The sequence below is a fragment of the Bradyrhizobium guangzhouense genome (assembly GCF_004114955.1).
In the GTDB taxonomy this organism is placed as follows: Bacteria; Pseudomonadota; Alphaproteobacteria; order Rhizobiales; family Xanthobacteraceae; genus Bradyrhizobium; species Bradyrhizobium guangzhouense.
Genome location: NZ_CP030053.1, coordinates 875200 through 892838, shown reverse-complemented (window position 1 = coordinate 892838; position 17639 = coordinate 875200). Strand labels below are relative to the sequence as shown.

Sequence of the window (17639 nt, the reverse complement as noted above, 5' to 3'; positions counted from 1 at the left end):
CGAGGAGACCATCATGCTCGATCATCCCCCTGCGCTCATCGATATCCGTGGTGTCTGCCGCTCCTTTCCGAAGGGCAGCGGCGAGGAGCTGCTGGTGCTGGAGAAGGTCGATCTGACGATCCGCTCCGGCGAGATCGTCGGCTTGCTGGGCCGCTCCGGCTCCGGCAAATCGACGCTGCTGCGGATCATCGCCGGTCTCGTCGCCCCGTCGACGGGACAGGCGACCTGCCGGGGCGAGATCATCGCGGGACCGCCGAACGGCGTCGCCATGGTGTTTCAGTCGTTCGCGCTGTTCCCCTGGCTGACGGTGCTGCAAAACGTCGAGCTCGGACTGGAGGCGCTCGGCGTCGACGCGACCGAGCGCCGCAAGCGCGCGCTCGCGGCGATCGACCTGATCGGCCTCGACGGATTCGAGTCGGCCTTTCCCAAGGAATTGTCGGGCGGCATGCGCCAGCGCGTCGGCTTTGCCCGCGCGCTGGTCGTGCATCCGGACCTGCTGCTGATGGACGAACCGTTTTCGGCGCTCGACGTGCTCACGGCGGAAACGCTGCGTACCGACCTGATCGATCTCTGGATCGAGGGTCGATTGCCGATCAAGTCGGTATTGATGGTCACGCACAATATCGAGGAAGCGGTCCTGATGTGTGATCGCATTCTGGTGTTCTCGTCGAACCCGGGACGGGTCGCCGCAGAGATCAAAGTCGATCTGCCGCATCCGCGCAATCGGCTGGATCCGGTCTTCCGGCAATTGGTCGACAGCATCTATGCCCGCATGACCCAGCGTCCCGAGGCCAGGCCCGCTTCGATCGAGGGCATTCCGGGCACCGGCATCGGCATGGTTCTGCACCATGTTTCATCGAACGTCCTTTCAGGCCTGATCGAGACGTTGTCCGGGCCGCCGTACAACGGCCACGCCGACCTGCCTGTGCTTGCCGGCAGTCTCCAACTGGAAGCGGGCGAGATCATCCACTTCGGCGAGTCCCTTCAATTGCTGCGGTTCGCCCAGTTGAGTGAAGGCGATCTCGTGCTATCGGATGCCGGCAACCGGTTTGCCAATCTTGAAACCGACGCCCGCAAGAAACTTTTTGCCGAGCATGCACTCACCTTTGTTCCAGTGATGGCCCTGATCAAGCGTGTGCTCGATGAACGCACGTCCCACACCGCGCCCGTCGCTCGTTTCCGGAATGAATTGGAGGACTACATGTCCGAGGAAGACGCCGAGGACACGTTGAAGACGATCGTCTCGTGGGGCCGCTATGCCGAGCTGTTCGCCTATGACGAGCAATCGGACACGTTCAGCCTCGAAAACCCCGGCGAAAGCAGCTGAACTTGACCTGCGACAATTTGGTCGGAACCGGGCAAAGCGCGCATCGCTTTCATATATAAGGGGCTTGGTCCGGCGTCCGCCGGGCTCATCGTCCCTCGTCCTTGCGCACAATGTTGTCCGTCGAACTCATCATCGTCGTCGTCCTGATCGTCATCAACGGCCTGCTCTCCATGTCGGAACTGGCCGTGGTCTCATCGCGCCCGGCGCGGCTGTCGCTGCTGGCGGCCAAGGGCGTGCGCGGGGCCGAGCGCGCGCTGACATTGGCTGCCGATCCCGGAAAGTTTCTTTCGACCGTGCAGATCGGCATCACGCTGGTCGGAGTGCTCTCCGGCGCCTTCTCGGGCGCGACGCTGGGGCAGCGGCTGACGCAATGGCTGGTCGAGCTCGGCCTGTCCTCGGGCATCGCCGACATCGTCGGTGTCGGCATCGTCGTCACCATCATCACCTATGCGACGCTGATCGTCGGCGAGCTGGTGCCGAAGCAGGTGGCGCTGCGCGATCCTGAAAGCATCGCGGTCAAGGTTGCGCCGGCGATGCATGTGCTGGCGCGGGTCTCGCTGCCGCTGGTGTTTCTGCTCGACGTCTCCGGCAAGCTGATCCTCACGCTGCTCGGTCGCGGTGGCAAGGCCGAAGAGAAAGTGTCGGAGGACGAGATCCATCATCTCGTCAACGAGGCCGAAAGCGCCGGCGTACTCGAGCCCGGCGAGAAGGAAATGATCGCGGGCGTGATGCGGCTCGGCGACCGCCCCGTCGGCGCGGTGATGACGCCGCGCACGGAGGTCGACGAGGTCGACCTGAACGATGATCAGGACGTGATCCAGGCGCTGATCGCCAAGAGCCCGCATTCGCGCTTTCCGGTCTGCGACGGCGATCGCGACAAGCCGATCGGCGTGCTCCAGGCCAAGGATCTGCTCATCGCCTATATGCGCGAGCGAACGCCCGATCTGCGCGCGCTGGTCCGCGAGACGCCGATCATTCCGGCGTCCGCGGACGCGCGCGACGTGCTCGCGATCCTGAAGGCCGCGCCCGTGCATATCGGCCTCGTCCATGACGAATACGGCGCGTTCGAAGGCGTGGTGACCGCGGCCGACATTCTCGAATCGATCGTCGGGGCGTTTCACTCGGAGGAAGGCCCGCCGGAACCGGCCTATGTCAGGCGTGCGGATGGCTCGCTGCTCGTCTCGGGCTGGATGCCGGTCGACGAGTTCGGCGAGCTGTTGAGCGTCGAGCTGCCGCCGCACCACCGCTACAACACCGTTGCCGGCCTGGTGCTGCAGCAATTCACCGTGCTGCCCAATGTCGGCGACGCCTTCGACTTCGCCGGCTGGCATATCGAGGTGGTCGATCTCGACGGCCGGCGGATCGACAAAATTCTGGCGAGCCGGCGGGGTGAGGTGGAGACGGGGTAGCAGCCGGCAGTGAGTGAGAGCGCAAATCGCCGCGCCAACCCCCGCCGTCGTCCCGGCGAAGGCCGGGACCCATACCGCGCGATCTATCGAGAGTGCGCAGGTCGCCGTACCGCGTAACGATCAATCTTCGCCAGACTCATGCTGCGGCGTATGGGTCCCGGATTGCGCTTCGCTTGTCCGGGACGACGGCGGAGTTCGTGGTTCGCGCTCTCACCAAACGCCCACCTCACCCGAACCGCACCCCGATCCGCTTCTCCTTGCGCCACACCACGGTGCAGGGCAGGTGCACACCCTCGGCCTTGATGTTCAAGGTGAAGTGCTCGGGAATGCCGACCGGGCTGGTGACGTCGAGGGCGGCGCCGGTGTCGGAGAAATTGCGGACGGTGCAGTCGATCGCGCCGCCGCCGAACTCGATGGTTCCGGCCTTCAATACGCGGTGCCTGGCCTTGCTGCGGCGCTCTTCGTCCATGACGACATTTTACACCCGAAGCTGACACAAGGGTTAAAATGCAACCCTGATGCCGACCAATTTGGCCGCCGCGGACGTGGCGCTATCGTGCCGTCAGGCGGGAGCCTCACAGCACCGGCTGGAACGACGCCGCCTGGGCCATCCGCCAGGCATCGCGGAACCGGGGATCCTCGGTGCCTTCGAGCAACTCGCCCGGACGCAGCGCCGGATAGAGCTGCGCGAAGGATTGCACCTTGGTCGTCGAGGTCCGCTGACTGAAATGGATCGGGCGCAGCTCCTGCGGATGTTCGAGACCGGCCGCGGCGATCAGCTCGGTCAGCGAGTGCAGCGTGGCGTGGTGATAATTGTGTACGCGGTCGATCTTGAGCGGCACGTAGAGCGCGCGCGCCCGGGTCGGGTCCTGGGTGGCGACGCCGGTCGGGCAGCGGTCGGTGTGGCAGCTCAGCGACTGGATGCAGCCGAGCGAGAACATGAAGCCGCGCGCCGAATTGCACCAGTCGGCGCCGATCGCCATGGCGCGTGCCATGTCGAAGGCGGTTGCGATCTTGCCGGAGGCGCCGAGCCGGATGCGGTCGCGCGCATTGATGCCGACCAGAGCGTTGTGAACGAAATTGACGCCCTCGCGCATCGGCATGCCCAGATGGTCCATGAATTCGAGCGGCGCCGCGCCGGTGCCGCCTTCATTGCCGTCGACCACGATGAAGTCAGGGTAGATGCCGGTCTCCAGCATCGCCTTGCAGATCGCCAGGAATTCCCAGGGATGGCCGATGCAGAGCTTGAAGCCGGCAGGCTTGCCGCCCGAGAGCCGTCGCATCTCGGCGATGAACTGCATCATGCCCGTGGGGGTCGAGAAAGCGCGATGCGAGGCCGGCGAGATGCAATCCTCGCCCATCGCGACGCCGCGGATCTTGGAGATTTCTTCCGAGACTTTCGCCGCCGGCAGCACGCCGCCATGGCCGGGCTTGGCACCCTGGCTGATCTTGAGCTCGACCATCTTGATCTGGTCCTGGCTCGCAACGCGCGCGAATGCCTCCGGATCGAAGGTGCCGTCGAGATGGCGGCAGCCGAAATAGCCGGAACCTATCTCCCAGATGACATCACCACCCATCTCGGCGTGATAGGGGCTGAAGCCGCCCTCCCCGGTGTCGTGGGCGAAGCCGCCTTTCCTGGCGCCGGCATTGAGCGCGCGCACGGCATTGGGGCTCAGCGCGCCAAAGCTCATGGCCGAGATGTTGAACACCGAGGCCGAATAGGGCTTTGCGCAGTCCGGCCCGCCGATGGTGACGCGAAACTTCTCCTCGGCATGCGCCTTCGGCGCCACCGAGTGATGCATCCACTCATAGCCCTCGCGGTAGACGTCCTCCTGGGTGCCGAACGGACGCTTGTCGAGCTGCATCTTGGCGCGCTGATAGACCACTGCGCGCGTGTCGCGCGAGAACGGCATGCCGTCCTTCTCGCTCTCGAAGAAGTACTGCCGCATCTCCGGGCGAATTTCCTCCAGGAGGAAACGGATATGCGCCGAGATCGGATAGTTGCGCAGCACCGCGTGACTCTTCTGCATGAGATCGCGGACGCCGAGCAGCGTCAGCGCACCGAAGATGCAGATCGGGACCAGCAGGATGTCGAAGATCCTGCGGTCCGCGATGGCGATGCCGATCAGGAGCGCGGTGACGACCGCGCAGATCGTCAGAATGATGAAGCGCGGCGAGAACGGCAGCAGGAGGGTCTCCATGATCCCTTCTTCCGCCAACGGCAAACGTTTGGGCGATTCCTGCGTCTTGTTGTTGTCGGCCACGATTCCCACCCTCTCGCCAGCATCAGGCGGTACGATACGCCCGCACCTGTCATACGGATATGACGCAGCGCTTGTTTCAGGCTAGCGAATTCGGCTGGGATAAATCAATCCACCGAGAGGTCAGGCCTGCTGCACTGCAGCAGTAGCGGGGATGAGGATCGCTCGCCGCGGAAGAGGCTGTGCCCACCGCCGTCGTCCTGGCGAAAGCCAGGACCCATTACCCCTAAACGAGGTTGTGCGAAGACTGACAACGGCCAGTCTTCGCCAAATTGGACTCGGTGGCTATGGGTCCCGGCTTTCGCCAGGACGACACCGAGACGGCGCCGCGAGAGCGAGCGCCATTCAGCGCTCGACGAAGGCCTTCTCGATCACGAAATGGCCGGGCTTGTTGCCGCTTCCCTCGACGAAGTCGCGGCTTTCGAACATCGCCTTCAGCTCTTCCAGCATCGCCGGGCTGCCGCACATCATGATGCGGTCGGTCTCGATGTTGAGGGGGCCTTGGCCGATGTCGTTGAAGATCTGCTCGGAGTTGATGAGGTCGGTGATGCGGCCGCGGTTCTTGAACGGCTCGCGGGTCACGGTCGGATAATAGATCAGCTTGTCGGCGAGCAGCTCGCCGAACAGCTCGTCCTCGCGCAAATTCGCGACCAGCTTCTCGCCATAGGCGAGCTCGGAGACCTGGCGACAGCCGTGCACCAGCACGATGCTCTCGAACTGCTCGTAGACCTCGGGGTCCTTGATCAGGCTAGCGAAGGGCGCAAGGCCGGTGCCGGTCGAGAGCAGCATCAGCCGCTTGCCGGGGATGAGGTTGTCGGTGATCAGCGTGCCGGTCGCCTTGCGGCCGACCAGGATGGTGTCGCCTTCCTTGATCTTCTGCAGACGTGAGGTCAGCGGACCGTCCTGCACCTTGATCGAGAAGAACTCGAGCTCTTCCTCGTGATTGGCGCTGGCCATGCTGTAGGCGCGCAGCAGCGGACGGCCGTCGACTTCGAGGCCGATCATCGCGAACTGGCCGTTCTGGAAGCGGAAGCCGGTGTCGCGCGTGGCGCGGAAGCTGAACAGTGTGTCGGTCCAATGCTGGACGGAAAGAACCTTCTCTCGGTAAAACGCGCTCATGATTTTCGATATTCCGAATGTCTTGCGGTTTTCGGGCAAAAGCGTTGCCCGGCCCTGAAAACGGGGCGGACACCATTGCCATGGCGGAGGATTTCGAGTGTGTGATCTACGCCATTGAGACCAATAATCAACCTCGTTCCGGATGCAATTGATGCCGGTCAAACCGGCATTTGCGGCGGAAATGGTCACATCATTAACGGATCTGCTGTCCGGCGCGCACATCCGGCAATTTCTTTTCCCGTTCGGGCGCCAAAGCAGCACTTAATTTCCATCGCGCTCGCGAGAATTTCATTAAGAATAGCTCTGACTTTCACCCTGCTTTGGCGCGATTTCCCGCATTTTTGCGGCTTTTGGCGCCCGGAACGATCAGGACATGGCGACCAGCGAGCGAATCTTCGTCCAGGCGATCAGAGGCTATGGCGCGCGCCATGGCATCGACGTGGACGTTCGCGCCGGCGGCTGGCTGATCGCGATGCGCCGCGGCGAGATGCGTCGCTTCGCCTTCGGCTACGACATCGGCCTCAACAGCGCGATTGCGCATCGTCTCGCCAACGACAAATCGGCGACATCAGAAGCGCTGTCGCTCGCCGGCGTGCCTTGCATTCCCCATCACCTCTTCCTCAACCCGAAACTGGGCGGGAAGGTTGTCGGTCCCGCCTGGCGAGAGGCCATGCTCGAGCTACTTCGCGCCGATCCGCAGGGCGTGGTGCTGAAGCCGAATGAAGGGACATCGGGGCGCTCGGTGTTCAAGGTGACGACAGCCGCAGAGCTCGATCACGCGGTGGGCGAGGTCTTTTCGATGAGCACCGGGCTCGTGATCTCGCCTTACGTCGCGATCGAGGAGGAGGTCCGTGTCATCCTGCTCGATGATGCGCCCCTCATCGTCTACAGCAAGCAGCGCGGCAACGATTGGCGACACAATCTCGATGCTGGCGCAAAGCCGGTGTTGCTGGAGGAAGGTGGGGTGCGCACGGCTTGCGTGAAGCTCGCTGTCGATGCGGCGCGCGCCATCGGCATTACTTTTGCGTCGATCGACGTGGTGCGCGTGGATGGCGCCTGGCGCGTGCTGGAAATCAATTCGGGCGTGATGATGGAGGCGCTGGCAAAGCTGCATCCGAAGCTGGTGCAGGCGACGTATGATGCGGCGCTGGATCGGGTGTTTGGGCGGAGTTAGTAGCCGCGGGCGCGGTGAGACGGGTGAGGGTCTCTCTCCTCAACGTAAATCTAACGCGTGGATAGATACCCCTCATCCGGCGCTTCGCGCCACCTTCTCCCACAAGGGGAGAAGGAAGTAAGAGCTAATTGTTCGCGCTGGCGGAATCGTCCATCGCCTTGAAGGCTTCCTCCAGCTGCAGCGAGATCGGCACGTTCATTTTCTCGCCGGTCGGCATGCGCGCGATGAACCATTTGTTGTAGAGCGGCACGAGATCGTGGTTGGAGCCGAGCTTGCGGAAGGTGCGCTCGACCACGGCCGCCAGTTGCGGCTCGCCCTTGCGGAACATGATGCCGTAGGGATCATAGGACAGGTAATCGCCGGTCACGCGGAACTTGTCCTGCGACTTGTGGCGGACGATCAGGCCCGAGAGCAGAATGTCGTCGGTCGCGAACGCGTCGGCCTTGCCGTCGACCAGCATCTGGTACGACTGCTCATGGTCGGCGCCGACGACGATGTTCAGGTCCAGCGAAAGCTTCTTGTCCGCCGCCTGGATCGCCTGCTCGTTGGTGGTGCCTTTCGTCACCACGATGGTCTTGCCCTTCAGGTCCGTCAGCTGCTGGACGCTGGAGGCCTTCGGCACCATCAGCTTGGTGCCGGCAACGAACATCAGCGGCGAGAAGGCGACACGCCTGCCGCGCTCGGAATTGGCGGTGGTCGAGCCGCATTCCAGATCGATCTTGTTCTGGAGAATGGCGTCAATGCGGTCGTCGGAAGTGACCTTGACGTAGGCGATCTTCAGATCGGGGTCGTCGACCTCGACGCCGATCTCCTCGACGATGGCCTCGCACAGTTCGAGGCTGTAGCCGATCGGCCGGCCCGACGGGTCGAGGAAGGAGAACGGCGGCGAGCTCTCGCGATAGCCGAGCCGCACGGTGTGCGCGTTCTTGATGGCCGATAGCGTCGGGCTAAGCCCTTCGCCGCCACTGCTCTGGGCGGAGGCACCCGTTGCCAGCAGACACGCTGCCAGCAACAGGCCGCTCGAAATCGCCGTCAAAGGGCGCATGACGCACTCCCGTCAATGACCGGCCATCGCGGGCACTTCGCCCGGCACCATGTCCTCGGGCACGACGTCGCCCGGCCCCATCGCATGCTCGGGCCCGAGCTCGCCTTCCCACTTCGCCACGACCGAGGTCGCCAGCGTGTTGCCGATCACGTTGGTGGCGCTGCGGCCCATGTCGAGGAAAGTGTCGATGCCCATGATCATGAGCAGGCCCGCCTCGGGAATGTTGAACTGCGACAGCGTCGAGGCGATCACGACGAGGGAGGCGCGCGGCACGCCGGCGACGCCCTTCGAGGTGATCATCAACGTCGCCAGCATCGCGAGCTGCGTGCCGAGCGGCATGTCGATGTGGTAGCTCTGCGCGATGAAGATGCTCGCGAAAGTGCAGTACATCATCGTGCCGTCGAGGTTGAAGGAATAGCCGAGCGGCAGCACGAAGCTCGATATCCGTGACGAAGCGCCGAAGCGGTTGAGCCCTTCGAGCGTCTTCGGGTAGGCCGCTTCCGAGCTCGCGGTGGAGAACGCGATCATCAAGGGCTCGCGGATCAGCCGCAGCAGATGGCTGTAGCGCGGCCCGATGACGATGAAGCCGACCATCACCAGGATGCCCCAGAGGATGAACAGCGAGAGATAGAAGCCGCCCATGAACACGATGAGCTTCCAGAGCACCAGCAGGCCGTTCTTGGCAACGGTGGCGGTGATGGCCGCCCAGACCGCGAACGGCGCGAACATCATCACATAGCTCGTCACCTTCAGCATGATGTGGCCGAGATCGTCGATCAGCGACAGGATCTGCTTGGATCGCTCCGGCAATGCGCCCATCGCCACCGAGAAGAACACGGCGAAAATCACGATCTGGAGGATCTCGTTCTGCGCCATCGCGTCCGCAATCGAGGTCGGGATCAGATGGGTCAGGAACTTCTCGATCGAGAAGGCCGAGACCGGCAGGCCGGTCGACTGCGCCTTGTCTGGCAGCGTGCCGGGGAAATTCGAGCCGGGCTGAAGCAGATTGACCATCACGAGGCCGAGCATCAGCGAGACGAAGGACGCGCTGATGAACCAGCCCATGGTCTTGGCGAAGATGCGCCCGAGCTTCGAGCCCGACCCCATGTGGGCGATGCCGCCGACCAGGGTCGCGAACACCAGCGGCGCGATGATCATCTTGATCAGGCGCAGGAAGATCACGGCGACGAGGTTGATGGAGGAGGCCCAGTCGCCCCGCGTGTCGGGCAGGAAATTGTAGATCGCGGAGCCCATGACGATGCCGAGCACCATCGCGGCCAGAATGTATTGTGTAAACCTGTTCGACATTGAAAGACCCCCACACAACCGGCCGCTTGATGATGTCGCAGATATGACAGCGACGCAACACGCTTTGCGTGCGGTCGCTCGAGCCGGATGTTCCCGTTGCGAAACTGCACGCGGCGATCTAGCCTTCATGCAGCGCACAACGAATGCGGCTTGCACGTTTTGTTTGCGGCAAGTGCTTCAATAAACATCAAACAATCAGAGAGGGAACGCCATGACCGGAAGCGTCAATCGCCAAATTCTTCTGGTGGAAAAGCCGAGCGGAAAGCTCGGCCCCGAGCACTTCAAGATGGTCGATGGCACAGTGCCGGAACCAAAGGACGGCGAGGCCCTGCTGCGCGTGCGTTACATCTCGCTCGACGCCGCCAACCGCGCCTGGATGCATGGCGCGACTTATCGTTCGGCGGTCGAAGCCAACAGCGTGATGGCCGGCGGCGGCATCGCCGAGGTGGTCAGTTCGAAAGCGCCCGAGCTTGCGCCCGGCGACATCGTGTTCGGCGACACCGGATGGCAGGAGTTTGCAGCAGTGCCTGCAAGGCAATTGACGAAAATGCCGAAGCTCGAGCCGATGACGCATCTGCTCAGCGTGTTCGGCATTGCCGGCCTCACCGCCTATTTCGGACTGCTCGAGGTCGGCAAGCCCAGGGAGGGCGAGACGGTCGTGGTCTCCGCGGCCGCGGGCTCGGTCGGCTCGATCGTCGGACAGATCGCCAAGATCAAGGGATGCCGCGTCGTCGGCATCGCCGGCGGCGCCGACAAGTGCCGATGGCTGACGTCAGAGCTCGGCTTCGATGCCGCCGTCGACTACAAGGACGGCGCGGTGTTCAAGGCGCTGCGCGCGGCAGCTCCCAAAGGCATCGACGTCTATTTCGACAATGTCGGCGGCGACATTCTGGAAGCCTGCCTGCCGCAGATGAACAATTACGGCCGCATCGCCTGCTGCGGCGCGATCTCGCAATATGACGGTGCGCCGTCGGCACACGGCCCGCGCGGCGTGCCCGGCCTGATCGTGGTGAAGCGTCTTGTGATGCAGGGCTTCATCGTGATGGACTACATGAAGGAGAGCCAGCGCGCGCTCGCAGATCTCCAGGCCTGGGTGAAATCCGGCAGGCTGAAGGTGCAGGAAGACATCATCGACGGATTGCAGAACACGCCGAAGGCGCTGATCGGACTGCTCGCCGGCGAGAACCGCGGCAAGCGCATGGTCAAGCTCTGATGACGTAGTTACGTCGCAATTCCGCGGGCATTATCTACTTGCGGTAGTGGCCAAAGCGGCCAAGATACCGCTCGCGAGGCATCACTCGCGACGATTGCATTTGCATTACATTTAGAAAATCGTCGGCGTCACCGACAGGGCAGGAATTCACTCAAATGTTCAACACGTTGAAACATGCATCGACGCGTCACGCGTTGCTCGCCGCAGCACTCTTCGCAACCGCAACAAGCGCATTCGCGCAGGCGCCGACCGAAGCGCAGAAGAGCGCCATTCGTTCCGCATGCCGCTCGGACTTCATGACGCATTGCGCGAGCGTGACGCCTGGCGGCGTCGAAGCGTATCAATGTTTGCAGGGTCATATGTCGAGCCTGTCGGCGGGATGCCAGACGGCTGTTCGCGCCGTGGAGCCGGCGGCGGCACCCAAGACTGAAGCTGAGCCCGCCAAATCCGAGCCTGCCAAATCCGAGCCTGCCAAGTCTGAGCCTGCCAAGCCTGAACCAGCAAAGACCGAAGCTGCGCCGGCGCCTCAACCCGCGGCGAAGCCGGCCGCCGAAGCTGCACCGAAGGCTGCCGCAGCCAAGCAACCCGGCAGCGCCCAGGTCGCTGCGGTCAAGAGCGCATGCCGCGCCGACTATCCCAAGGTTTGCGCCAGCGTGCCGCCGGGCGGCGCTCCCGCGCTGGAATGCCTCGAGAAGAACAAGGCCAAGGTTTCGGCGGCTTGCGCGAAGGCGGTGACCGCTGCGGCCGGTGGCGGCGGCGCAGCGGCGACGTCAGCGCCGGCAACCGGCGCCGCTCCCGCTGCCGGAGCAGCACCGGCGGCCGCGCCCGCCGTGATCGTTCTGCGCCCGCTGCGGCCGCGCGAAGAGCTGTTCATCGTGCGCTCGGCATGCGGCGCGGACATCCGTTCGCTCTGTGCCGGCGTCGCGCCGGGTGGCGGCCGCATCGTGCAATGCATCGCCAGCAATGCGGCGTCGCTGTCGCCGGCCTGCAAGGAGGTGCTTGCACCATTCGCTGCGCGATAAGCGGCGCGGCTCGCGGCGTCATCGATCTTGGGCGGCGCGCGTAAATTTCCGCGCGCCTCTCGCGACCAATCCTTGCCGATATCAGATTTCAATCACGACAAGACCGGGAGAACCCACATGCGTGCATTTCTGCTGATTGCAGCCGCGTTGGTCGCCTTCGCGGCGACGATGACGTTCGTGTCCTCCGACGCCAACGCGGTGGTGTGCGCGCGCGGCGTCTACCGCGCCGGCTGCGCCGGACCGAACGGTGCGGTCGTGGTTCGCCACCCGGTTCCGGTGGTTCGCTGTACGAGAGTGCTGGTGAACGGGGTCTACGTGAAGCGCTGCGTCTGACGCCCGGGTGGTCAATCCGGCGCGGTTTGGCTATGATTCGCAATTGACGGATTTGGGCACGCGCGACGCGGGTGCCCATGGCCGTGCTGCGGCGCACCTCGCCTTGCCAAAAAATCCGCTGGCGTGGGAGACCGGAGCCCATTAGTCTACCCTGAGATAGTGAGTATACTGTCAATTAGGGAGGCAGGATTTGCGGATCGCCGTGATTGGCGGGGGGCCCGGCGGGCTCTACTTCGCCTATCTCTGGAAGAAGCGTCACCCCGAGGATCAAGTCGACCTGTTCGAACAGAACCCGGCCGACGCGACCTGGGGCTTTGGCGTCGTGTTCTCCGACCAGGCCCTCGAATTCTTGCGCGCCGACGACCCCGAAACGGTCGATGCGATCGCGCCGCATATGGAGAGCTGGGAGAACATCACGCTGAACCATAGCGGCGACAGCGTCGCCATCGACGGCGTCGGCTTCTCCTCGATTGGCCGGCTGGAGCTCCTGCAATTCCTGCAGCAACGTGCGCTCGATGCCGGCGTTACCCCGCGCTTCGACACCCAGATCCAGGCGATCGACCAGCTGAGCGGTTACGATCTGATCGTCGCGGCCGATGGCCTGAATTCGCTGGTGCGCCGCGCCTATGAGGGCGATTTCGGCACGTCGCTGTCCTACTCCTCCAACAAGTTCGTCTGGTACGGCACCTCGAAGCGCTTCGACACGCTGTCGCAGACCTTCGTGAAGACCGACCGCGGCGCTTTCAACGCGCACCATTACCGCTATTCGCCTAATATGAGCACCTTCCTGGTCGAGTGCGATCACGCGACCTGGCAAGCCTACGGCTTCGCCTATAAGGACGTCGAGCAGTCCAAGGGCGTCTGCGAGGAGGTGTTTGCCGACACGCTCGGCGGCCACTGCCTGGTCTCCAACAAATCGGTGTGGCGCAATTTCCCCTGGGTCTGGAACGAGCACTGGTCGTTCAAGAACATGGTGCTGATTGGGGACGCGCTGCACTCGGCGCATTTCTCGATCGGCTCGGGCACGCGGCTCGCGATCGAGGACGCCATCGCGCTGGTCAAGGCGCTGGAATCGGACGCGCATCTGTCGACCGCGCTGCATCGCTACCAGGCTGCGCGAAAACCCGTGGTGCAGAAGCTCGTCAATGCCGCGCGCACCTCGGCGTTCTGGTACGAGCATTTTGCCCAGCACATGCAGCTCGGCCTGATGGACTTCGCCTATAGCTACATCACGCGCTCCGGCCGCATCGACGATTCGCGACTGCGCGCGATGTCGCCGGCCTTCATGGCCCGCTACGAGGCCGAGAAGAGCGCCGGAGACGCGGCGGACGAGGCGACGGCATGACCAACGCGATCCACGACCAGGTGCCCGCGGACAGCGCAGGCGCCCGCGAGATCGGCTTCGCCGTTCCGCAACAATACAATGCCAGCCGCGTGCTGTTCGACAATCTCGCCAAGGGCCGCGGTGACAAGCTCGCGCTGATTGGCCCGGCGGGCGCGCGGACCTATGCCGAGCTTTGCGCGGAGGCTTGCCGTTGGGGCAACGGCTTTGCCTCGCTCGGCCTGACGCGCGGCGATCGCGTGCTGCTATTCCTGGAGGATACGCCGGCCTATCCGGCCGCCTTTTTCGGCGCCGTGCGCGCCGGCTTTGTGCCGCTGCTGATCAACACGCTGACGCCGCCGGACCTCCTGCAATTCTATCTCGCCGATTCCGGCGCGGCTGTCGCGGTGGCTGACGCCGAGTTCTGCGCACGCTTCAATGCCGAGGCCTGCAAGGACACGAAGCTGCGTACGCTGATCGTCGTCAATGGCGCGGTCGGTGATCACGCTGCGCCGCAGACGATGGAAGCTGCGGATTGGCTGTTGCAACATCCGCCGGAGCTGGCGGAAGCCCGGACCCATCGCAACGAGATGGCGTTCTGGATGTACTCCTCCGGCTCCACCGGCCGGCCCAAGGGCATCGTGCATCTTCAGCACGACATGGCCTATAGCGAGCGCGCCTTCGCGCAAAACATCCTGAAGCTGACGCCTGACGACATCTGCTTCTCGGTGCCGAAGATCTTCTTCGCCTATGGCTTTGGCAATTCCGTCACTTTCCCGTTCTCTTCAGGCGCCGTGACCCTGCTGCTGCCGGGCCAGCCGAGACCGGCGACGATCTTTGCGGCGATCGAGCAGTACAAGCCGACCGTCTTCTTCGGCCTGCCGACGCTCTTCACCTCGCTGACCAAGGCCGAGGGCGCAGCCGGGACAGATTTCTCGTCCCTGCGCATGTCGCTCTCGGCCGCGGAAGTGCTCTCGGCCGAAGTTTTCAACGGCTGGAAGTCTCTCACCGGGCTCGAAATCGTGGAAGGTCTCGGCTCGACCGAGGCGCTGCACATCTATCTCTCCAACCACCCCTCACGGAAAAAGCTCGGCGCGGCCGGCTTGCGCGTCCCCGGCTACGAGGTAGCGTTGCGCGACAAGGAGGGGCGCGACGTCGGCGACAACGAGGAGGGCATCTTGTGGGTGCGCGGCGATTCCAACACGCCGCTGTACTGGAACAGGCCGGACAAATCCGCCGAGACCATCCGGGAGGGTGGCTGGATCTACACCGGCGATCGCTTCGTCCGCGACAGCGACGGCTTCCACTTCTTCCGCGGCCGCGCCGATGATCTCATCAAGATCTCCGGCCAGTGGGTTTACCCGCTCGAGGTCGAGTTGTGCCTCGCCGACCATCCCGACATCCGCGAATGCGCCGTGTTCGCGGCCGAGCTGCCGGATCGCCGCATGACGCTGAAGGCGGTGGTGGTGATGAACAACCGCGCGACCGACCAGAGCGCAACGACGCGGCGCCTGCAGGATTACGTCAAGGGCAAGCTGCTCCCGTACAAATATCCGCGCGAGGTGATCTTCATCGACGAGCTGCCGAAGACCGGCACCGGGAAGATCGATCGGCAGGCGTTGCTCAGGATGTGAGGCCGATCGCGTCGCCACCTCTCGGTGTCGTCGCCCGCGAAAGCGGGCGATCCAGTATTCCAGAGGCAGTCGTGATTGAGCCGAGAGGCCGCCGCGTACTGGATTCCCCGCTTTCGCGCGGAATGACGGCGGAGAATTTCACCCCGCCTTGCCCAGATGCTCCAGCGCATCCTCGGCGCGGAGCGGCACGCGCGAGGCCTCGTTGTTGAGATCGACGAGCTGCGACATCAGCCCCATCAGCGCCTTGCGCTCGGTGGGCTTGAGCGGCTCCAGCATCCGCGCCTGGGCGCGTTCGACCGCGGGGGTGATCTCGCGCAGGATCGCGGCGCCCGGCTTGGTCAGATAGAGCAGCTTGATGCGCTTGTCCTCCGGCGCCGGCTTGCGCTCGACGAAGTCCTTGGCTTGCAGACGCTCGATCACGCTGCCGAGCGTGGAGCGGTCGAAGGCGATCACCGCCGACAGCCGCGTCGCATCGATGCCGGGATGGGTGTGGATCGCGATCAGCGCCGCATATTGCACCGGCGTGAGGTCGAACGCCTTGCACTCCTCCATGAAGATCGAGACGGCGATCTGCTGCATGCGTCGGAACAGATAGCCCGGCGCGGCATAGACCGCGTCCATCGTGATCGGAGGAGAAGGCTTACTCGGCATCGGGCTGCTTCTCCGGTGCGGCGTTGGCGAAGGCCGGCAGCCCCCTGGCGGCTGCCTCGGCCTTGAGCAGGCGCGGATAGGCAGAGACATCGACGCCGAAGCGGCGCGCGTTGGCAAGCTGCGGCACCAGGCAGAGATCGGCAAGCGTCGGGACCGCGCCAAAGCAAAATGGCCCCGGCTCGTCCTTGATCAGCGCTTCGCAGGCCGACAGCCCCTCGCGATTGACCCAGGCGGCCCAGTCCTGGACCTTCTCCTCCGCCAGGCCCAACTCGCGCAACCGCGCCAGCACCTTCAAATTTTGCACCGGATGGGTGTCGCAGGCGATCGCCAGCGCGAACGCTCGCACCTTGGCGCGCTGCAGCGCATCCTTCGGCAGCAGCGGCGGATTGGGATGCGTCTCATCGAGCCATTCGATGATTGCGACCGATTGGGTCAGTACCGCGCCGGTATCGTTCTCCAACGCAGGTACGAGGCCCTGCGGATTGATGGCGAGATAGGCGGGCGCGCATTGCTCGCCCTTGCGCAGGTGATGCGGCAGGTGCTCGGCACCGAGGCCCTTGAGATTCAGCGCGATCCGGACGCGATAGGCCGCGCTGGAGCGAAAATAGCCATGCAGCTTCATCAAAACCCTCCCTGCTTTTGTCATTCCGGGGCTCGCGCCTTGCGGCGCGCTCCGGAATGACAACGACCTTGCATGTCGTTCGTCAAGTTGACGCTACCTAGACTGTAAGTATACTGTCAATCAACAAACGAACGGGAGCCCGCCATGGAAGCCGTGACCAAGACGCCGGAACGCGAGGCGTTCTACAAGAAGATCGACGGCGAGAATCTCACCGCGCTGTGGACCGTGATGAGCGATCTGATCACGCCGGAGCCGAAAAGCGCCTGCCGGCCGCACCTCTGGAAATTCGATGTCATCCGCGACTACATGACGGAGGCCGGCAAGCTGATCACGGCCAAGGAAGCCGAGCGCCGCGTGCTGGTGCTGGAGAACCCCGGCCTGCGCGGCCAATCGAAAATCACGACCTCGCTTTATGCCGGCGTGCAGATGGTGGTGCCCGGCGACGTCGCGCCCGCCCACCGGCACAGCCAGTCGGCGCTGCGCTTCGTGCTCGAAGGCAAGGGCGCCCACACCGCCGTCGATGGCGAGCGCACCGCAATGGAGCGAGGGGATTTCATCATCACGCCGTCGATGACCTGGCACGATCACTCCAACGAAACCGACGAGCCGATGTTCTGGCTCGACGGGCTCGACATCCCCCTGGTGCAATTCTTCGACTGCTCCTTTGCAGAGGGATCGAAGGAAGACCAGCAGAAGATCACAAAACCCGCCGGCGACAGCTTTGCGCGCTACGGCCATAATCTGTTGCCGGTCGATGTGAAGCGGTCATCGAAGACCTCGCCGATCTTCAGCTATCCCTATGCCTACACACGCGACGCGCTGGAGAAAGCCAGGACCAGCCAGGAATGGGACGCGTGCCACGGGCTGAAGCTGAAGTTCAGCAACCCCGAGACCGGCGATTTCGCGATGCCGACCATCGGCACCTTCATCCAGCTGCTGCCGAAGGGTTTCAAGACCGCGCGTTATCGCGCGACGGATGCGACGGTGTTCTGTCCGATCGAAGGCAAGGGTCGCAGCCGCATCGGCGATGCCGTGTTCGAATGGGGCCCGCGCGATCTGTTCGTGGTGCCGAGCTGGCAATGGGTGACGCACGAGACGGATGAGGATGCCGTGCTGTTCAGCTTCTCGGACCGGCCGGTGCAGCAGAAGCTGGATCTGTTCAGGGAAGATCGCGGCAACGCGTGAGGTTCTCTTGGGGTG

Annotated in this window: 16 protein-coding genes; 9 read left to right on the top strand and 7 right to left on the bottom strand. The window is 63.8% G+C overall.

Features of this window, described 5'->3' with window-relative positions; genetic code table 11:
- Nucleotides 1-13: 13 nt before the first annotated feature.
- Nucleotides 14-1327, top strand: coding sequence for an ABC transporter ATP-binding protein (locus tag XH91_RS04315; protein WP_128949433.1), 1314 nt, complete (start codon nt 14-16; stop codon nt 1325-1327).
- A 110-nt stretch (nt 1328-1437) separates the two neighbouring features.
- Entirely contained in the window at nt 1438-2736 is a 1299-nt protein-coding gene (locus XH91_RS04310) for a hemolysin family protein (protein ID WP_128949432.1), read from the top strand.
- 226 nt (nt 2737-2962) lie between these two features.
- On the opposite strand, the gene XH91_RS04305 is transcribed toward XH91_RS04310, so the two are convergent.
- The 3 genes from XH91_RS04305 to XH91_RS04295 form a co-directional block, all read right to left on the bottom strand.
- Nucleotides 2963-3205, bottom strand: coding sequence for a PilZ domain-containing protein (locus XH91_RS04305; RefSeq protein WP_128949431.1), 243 nt, complete (start codon nt 3203-3205; stop codon nt 2963-2965).
- 106 nt (nt 3206-3311) lie between these two features.
- Nucleotides 3312-5000, bottom strand: coding sequence for an FMN-binding glutamate synthase family protein (locus XH91_RS04300; RefSeq protein ID WP_430644586.1), 1689 nt, complete (start codon nt 4998-5000; stop codon nt 3312-3314).
- 342 nt (nt 5001-5342) lie between these two features.
- Complete coding sequence (locus XH91_RS04295; RefSeq protein ID WP_128949430.1) at nt 5343-6116, bottom strand: ferredoxin--NADP reductase; 774 nt, start codon at nt 6114-6116, stop codon at nt 5343-5345.
- A 373-nt stretch (nt 6117-6489) separates the two neighbouring features.
- On the opposite strand from XH91_RS04295, the gene XH91_RS04290 reads away from it, so the two are divergent.
- Nucleotides 6490-7290 (top strand): ATP-grasp domain-containing protein, encoded by an 801-nt coding sequence (locus XH91_RS04290; RefSeq protein ID WP_128949429.1) that lies wholly within the window; start codon nt 6490-6492, stop codon nt 7288-7290.
- 124 nt (nt 7291-7414) lie between these two features.
- Here XH91_RS04290 and XH91_RS04285 read toward each other — a convergent pair whose 3' ends face one another.
- Nucleotides 7415-8335 (bottom strand): amino acid ABC transporter substrate-binding protein, encoded by a 921-nt coding sequence (locus XH91_RS04285; RefSeq protein ID WP_128949428.1) that lies wholly within the window; start codon nt 8333-8335, stop codon nt 7415-7417.
- A 12-nt stretch (nt 8336-8347) separates the two neighbouring features.
- Nucleotides 8348-9643 carry a dicarboxylate/amino acid:cation symporter gene (locus tag XH91_RS04280; protein ID WP_128949427.1) on the bottom strand — a complete coding sequence of 432 codons (1296 nt, stop codon included), beginning with the start codon at nt 9641-9643 and terminating at the stop codon, nt 8348-8350.
- Between the two features lie 211 nt (nt 9644-9854).
- On the opposite strand from XH91_RS04280, the gene XH91_RS04275 reads away from it, so the two are divergent.
- The 5 genes from XH91_RS04275 to XH91_RS04255 all read left to right on the top strand — a co-directional run bounded on the left by XH91_RS04275 (nt 9855) and on the right by XH91_RS04255 (nt 15166).
- Nucleotides 9855-10856, top strand: coding sequence for an NADP-dependent oxidoreductase (locus tag XH91_RS04275; RefSeq protein ID WP_128949426.1), 1002 nt, complete (start codon nt 9855-9857; stop codon nt 10854-10856).
- Between the two features lie 155 nt (nt 10857-11011).
- Nucleotides 11012-11878, top strand: a complete 867-nt coding sequence (locus XH91_RS04270; RefSeq protein ID WP_128949425.1) for a cysteine rich repeat-containing protein — start codon at nt 11012-11014, stop codon at nt 11876-11878.
- A gap of 117 nt (nt 11879-11995) precedes the next feature.
- Entirely contained in the window at nt 11996-12211 is a 216-nt protein-coding gene (locus tag XH91_RS04265) for a hypothetical protein (RefSeq protein WP_128949424.1), read from the top strand.
- A gap of 190 nt (nt 12212-12401) precedes the next feature.
- Nucleotides 12402-13556: an FAD-dependent monooxygenase gene (locus tag XH91_RS04260; RefSeq protein ID WP_164933873.1), complete on the top strand. Its 1155-nt coding sequence runs from the start codon at nt 12402-12404 to the stop codon at nt 13554-13556.
- On the top strand, nt 13553-15166 hold the full coding sequence (locus tag XH91_RS04255; protein WP_128949423.1) for a benzoate-CoA ligase family protein: 1614 nt from the start codon (nt 13553-13555) through the stop codon (nt 15164-15166). The genes XH91_RS04260 and XH91_RS04255 overlap by 4 nt, the downstream gene beginning before the upstream one ends.
- 138 nt (nt 15167-15304) lie before the next feature.
- Here the strand turns inward: XH91_RS04255 and XH91_RS04250 are convergent, their stop codons facing one another.
- Nucleotides 15305-15817, bottom strand: coding sequence for a MarR family winged helix-turn-helix transcriptional regulator (locus tag XH91_RS04250; RefSeq protein ID WP_128949422.1), 513 nt, complete (start codon nt 15815-15817; stop codon nt 15305-15307).
- On the bottom strand, nt 15807-16439 hold the full coding sequence (gene maiA / locus XH91_RS04245; protein ID WP_128949421.1) for a maleylacetoacetate isomerase: 633 nt from the start codon (nt 16437-16439) through the stop codon (nt 15807-15809). The genes XH91_RS04250 and maiA overlap by 11 nt, the downstream gene beginning before the upstream one ends.
- Before the next feature lie 144 nt (nt 16440-16583).
- Here maiA and gtdA point away from each other — a divergent pair, with 144 nt between their 5' ends.
- The gene (gene gtdA / locus XH91_RS04240; RefSeq protein WP_128949420.1) at nt 16584-17624 is read left to right on the top strand and encodes a gentisate 1,2-dioxygenase; all 1041 of its coding nucleotides are present in this window, start codon (nt 16584-16586) and stop codon (nt 17622-17624) included.
- Nucleotides 17625-17639 lie beyond the last annotated feature (15 nt).

What these genes read in the sequence shown, in the direction of transcription:
- XH91_RS04265 (WP_128949424.1), top strand. Translation starts at nt 11,996, where the DNA reads ATGCGTGCATTTCTGCTGATTGCAGCCGCGTTGGTCGCCTTCGCGGCG.
- XH91_RS04250 (WP_128949422.1), bottom strand. Translation starts at nt 15,817, where the DNA reads ATGCCGAGTAAGCCTTCTCCTCCGATCACGATGGACGCGGTCTATGCC.
- XH91_RS04305 (WP_128949431.1), bottom strand. Translation starts at nt 3,205, where the DNA reads ATGGACGAAGAGCGCCGCAGCAAGGCCAGGCACCGCGTATTGAAGGCC.
- XH91_RS04275 (WP_128949426.1), top strand. Translation starts at nt 9,855, where the DNA reads ATGACCGGAAGCGTCAATCGCCAAATTCTTCTGGTGGAAAAGCCGAGC.
- XH91_RS04315 (WP_128949433.1), top strand. Translation starts at nt 14, where the DNA reads ATGCTCGATCATCCCCCTGCGCTCATCGATATCCGTGGTGTCTGCCGC.
- XH91_RS04295 (WP_128949430.1), bottom strand. Translation starts at nt 6,116, where the DNA reads ATGAGCGCGTTTTACCGAGAGAAGGTTCTTTCCGTCCAGCATTGGACC.
- XH91_RS04285 (WP_128949428.1), bottom strand. Translation starts at nt 8,335, where the DNA reads ATGCGCCCTTTGACGGCGATTTCGAGCGGCCTGTTGCTGGCAGCGTGT.
- XH91_RS04255 (WP_128949423.1), top strand. Translation starts at nt 13,553, where the DNA reads ATGACCAACGCGATCCACGACCAGGTGCCCGCGGACAGCGCAGGCGCC.
- XH91_RS04310 (WP_128949432.1), top strand. Translation starts at nt 1,438, where the DNA reads ATGTTGTCCGTCGAACTCATCATCGTCGTCGTCCTGATCGTCATCAAC.
- maiA (WP_128949421.1), bottom strand. Translation starts at nt 16,439, where the DNA reads ATGAAGCTGCATGGCTATTTTCGCTCCAGCGCGGCCTATCGCGTCCGG.
- XH91_RS04270 (WP_128949425.1), top strand. Translation starts at nt 11,012, where the DNA reads ATGTTCAACACGTTGAAACATGCATCGACGCGTCACGCGTTGCTCGCC.
- XH91_RS04280 (WP_128949427.1), bottom strand. Translation starts at nt 9,643, where the DNA reads ATGTCGAACAGGTTTACACAATACATTCTGGCCGCGATGGTGCTCGGC.
- XH91_RS04290 (WP_128949429.1), top strand. Translation starts at nt 6,490, where the DNA reads ATGGCGACCAGCGAGCGAATCTTCGTCCAGGCGATCAGAGGCTATGGC.
- gtdA (WP_128949420.1), top strand. Translation starts at nt 16,584, where the DNA reads ATGGAAGCCGTGACCAAGACGCCGGAACGCGAGGCGTTCTACAAGAAG.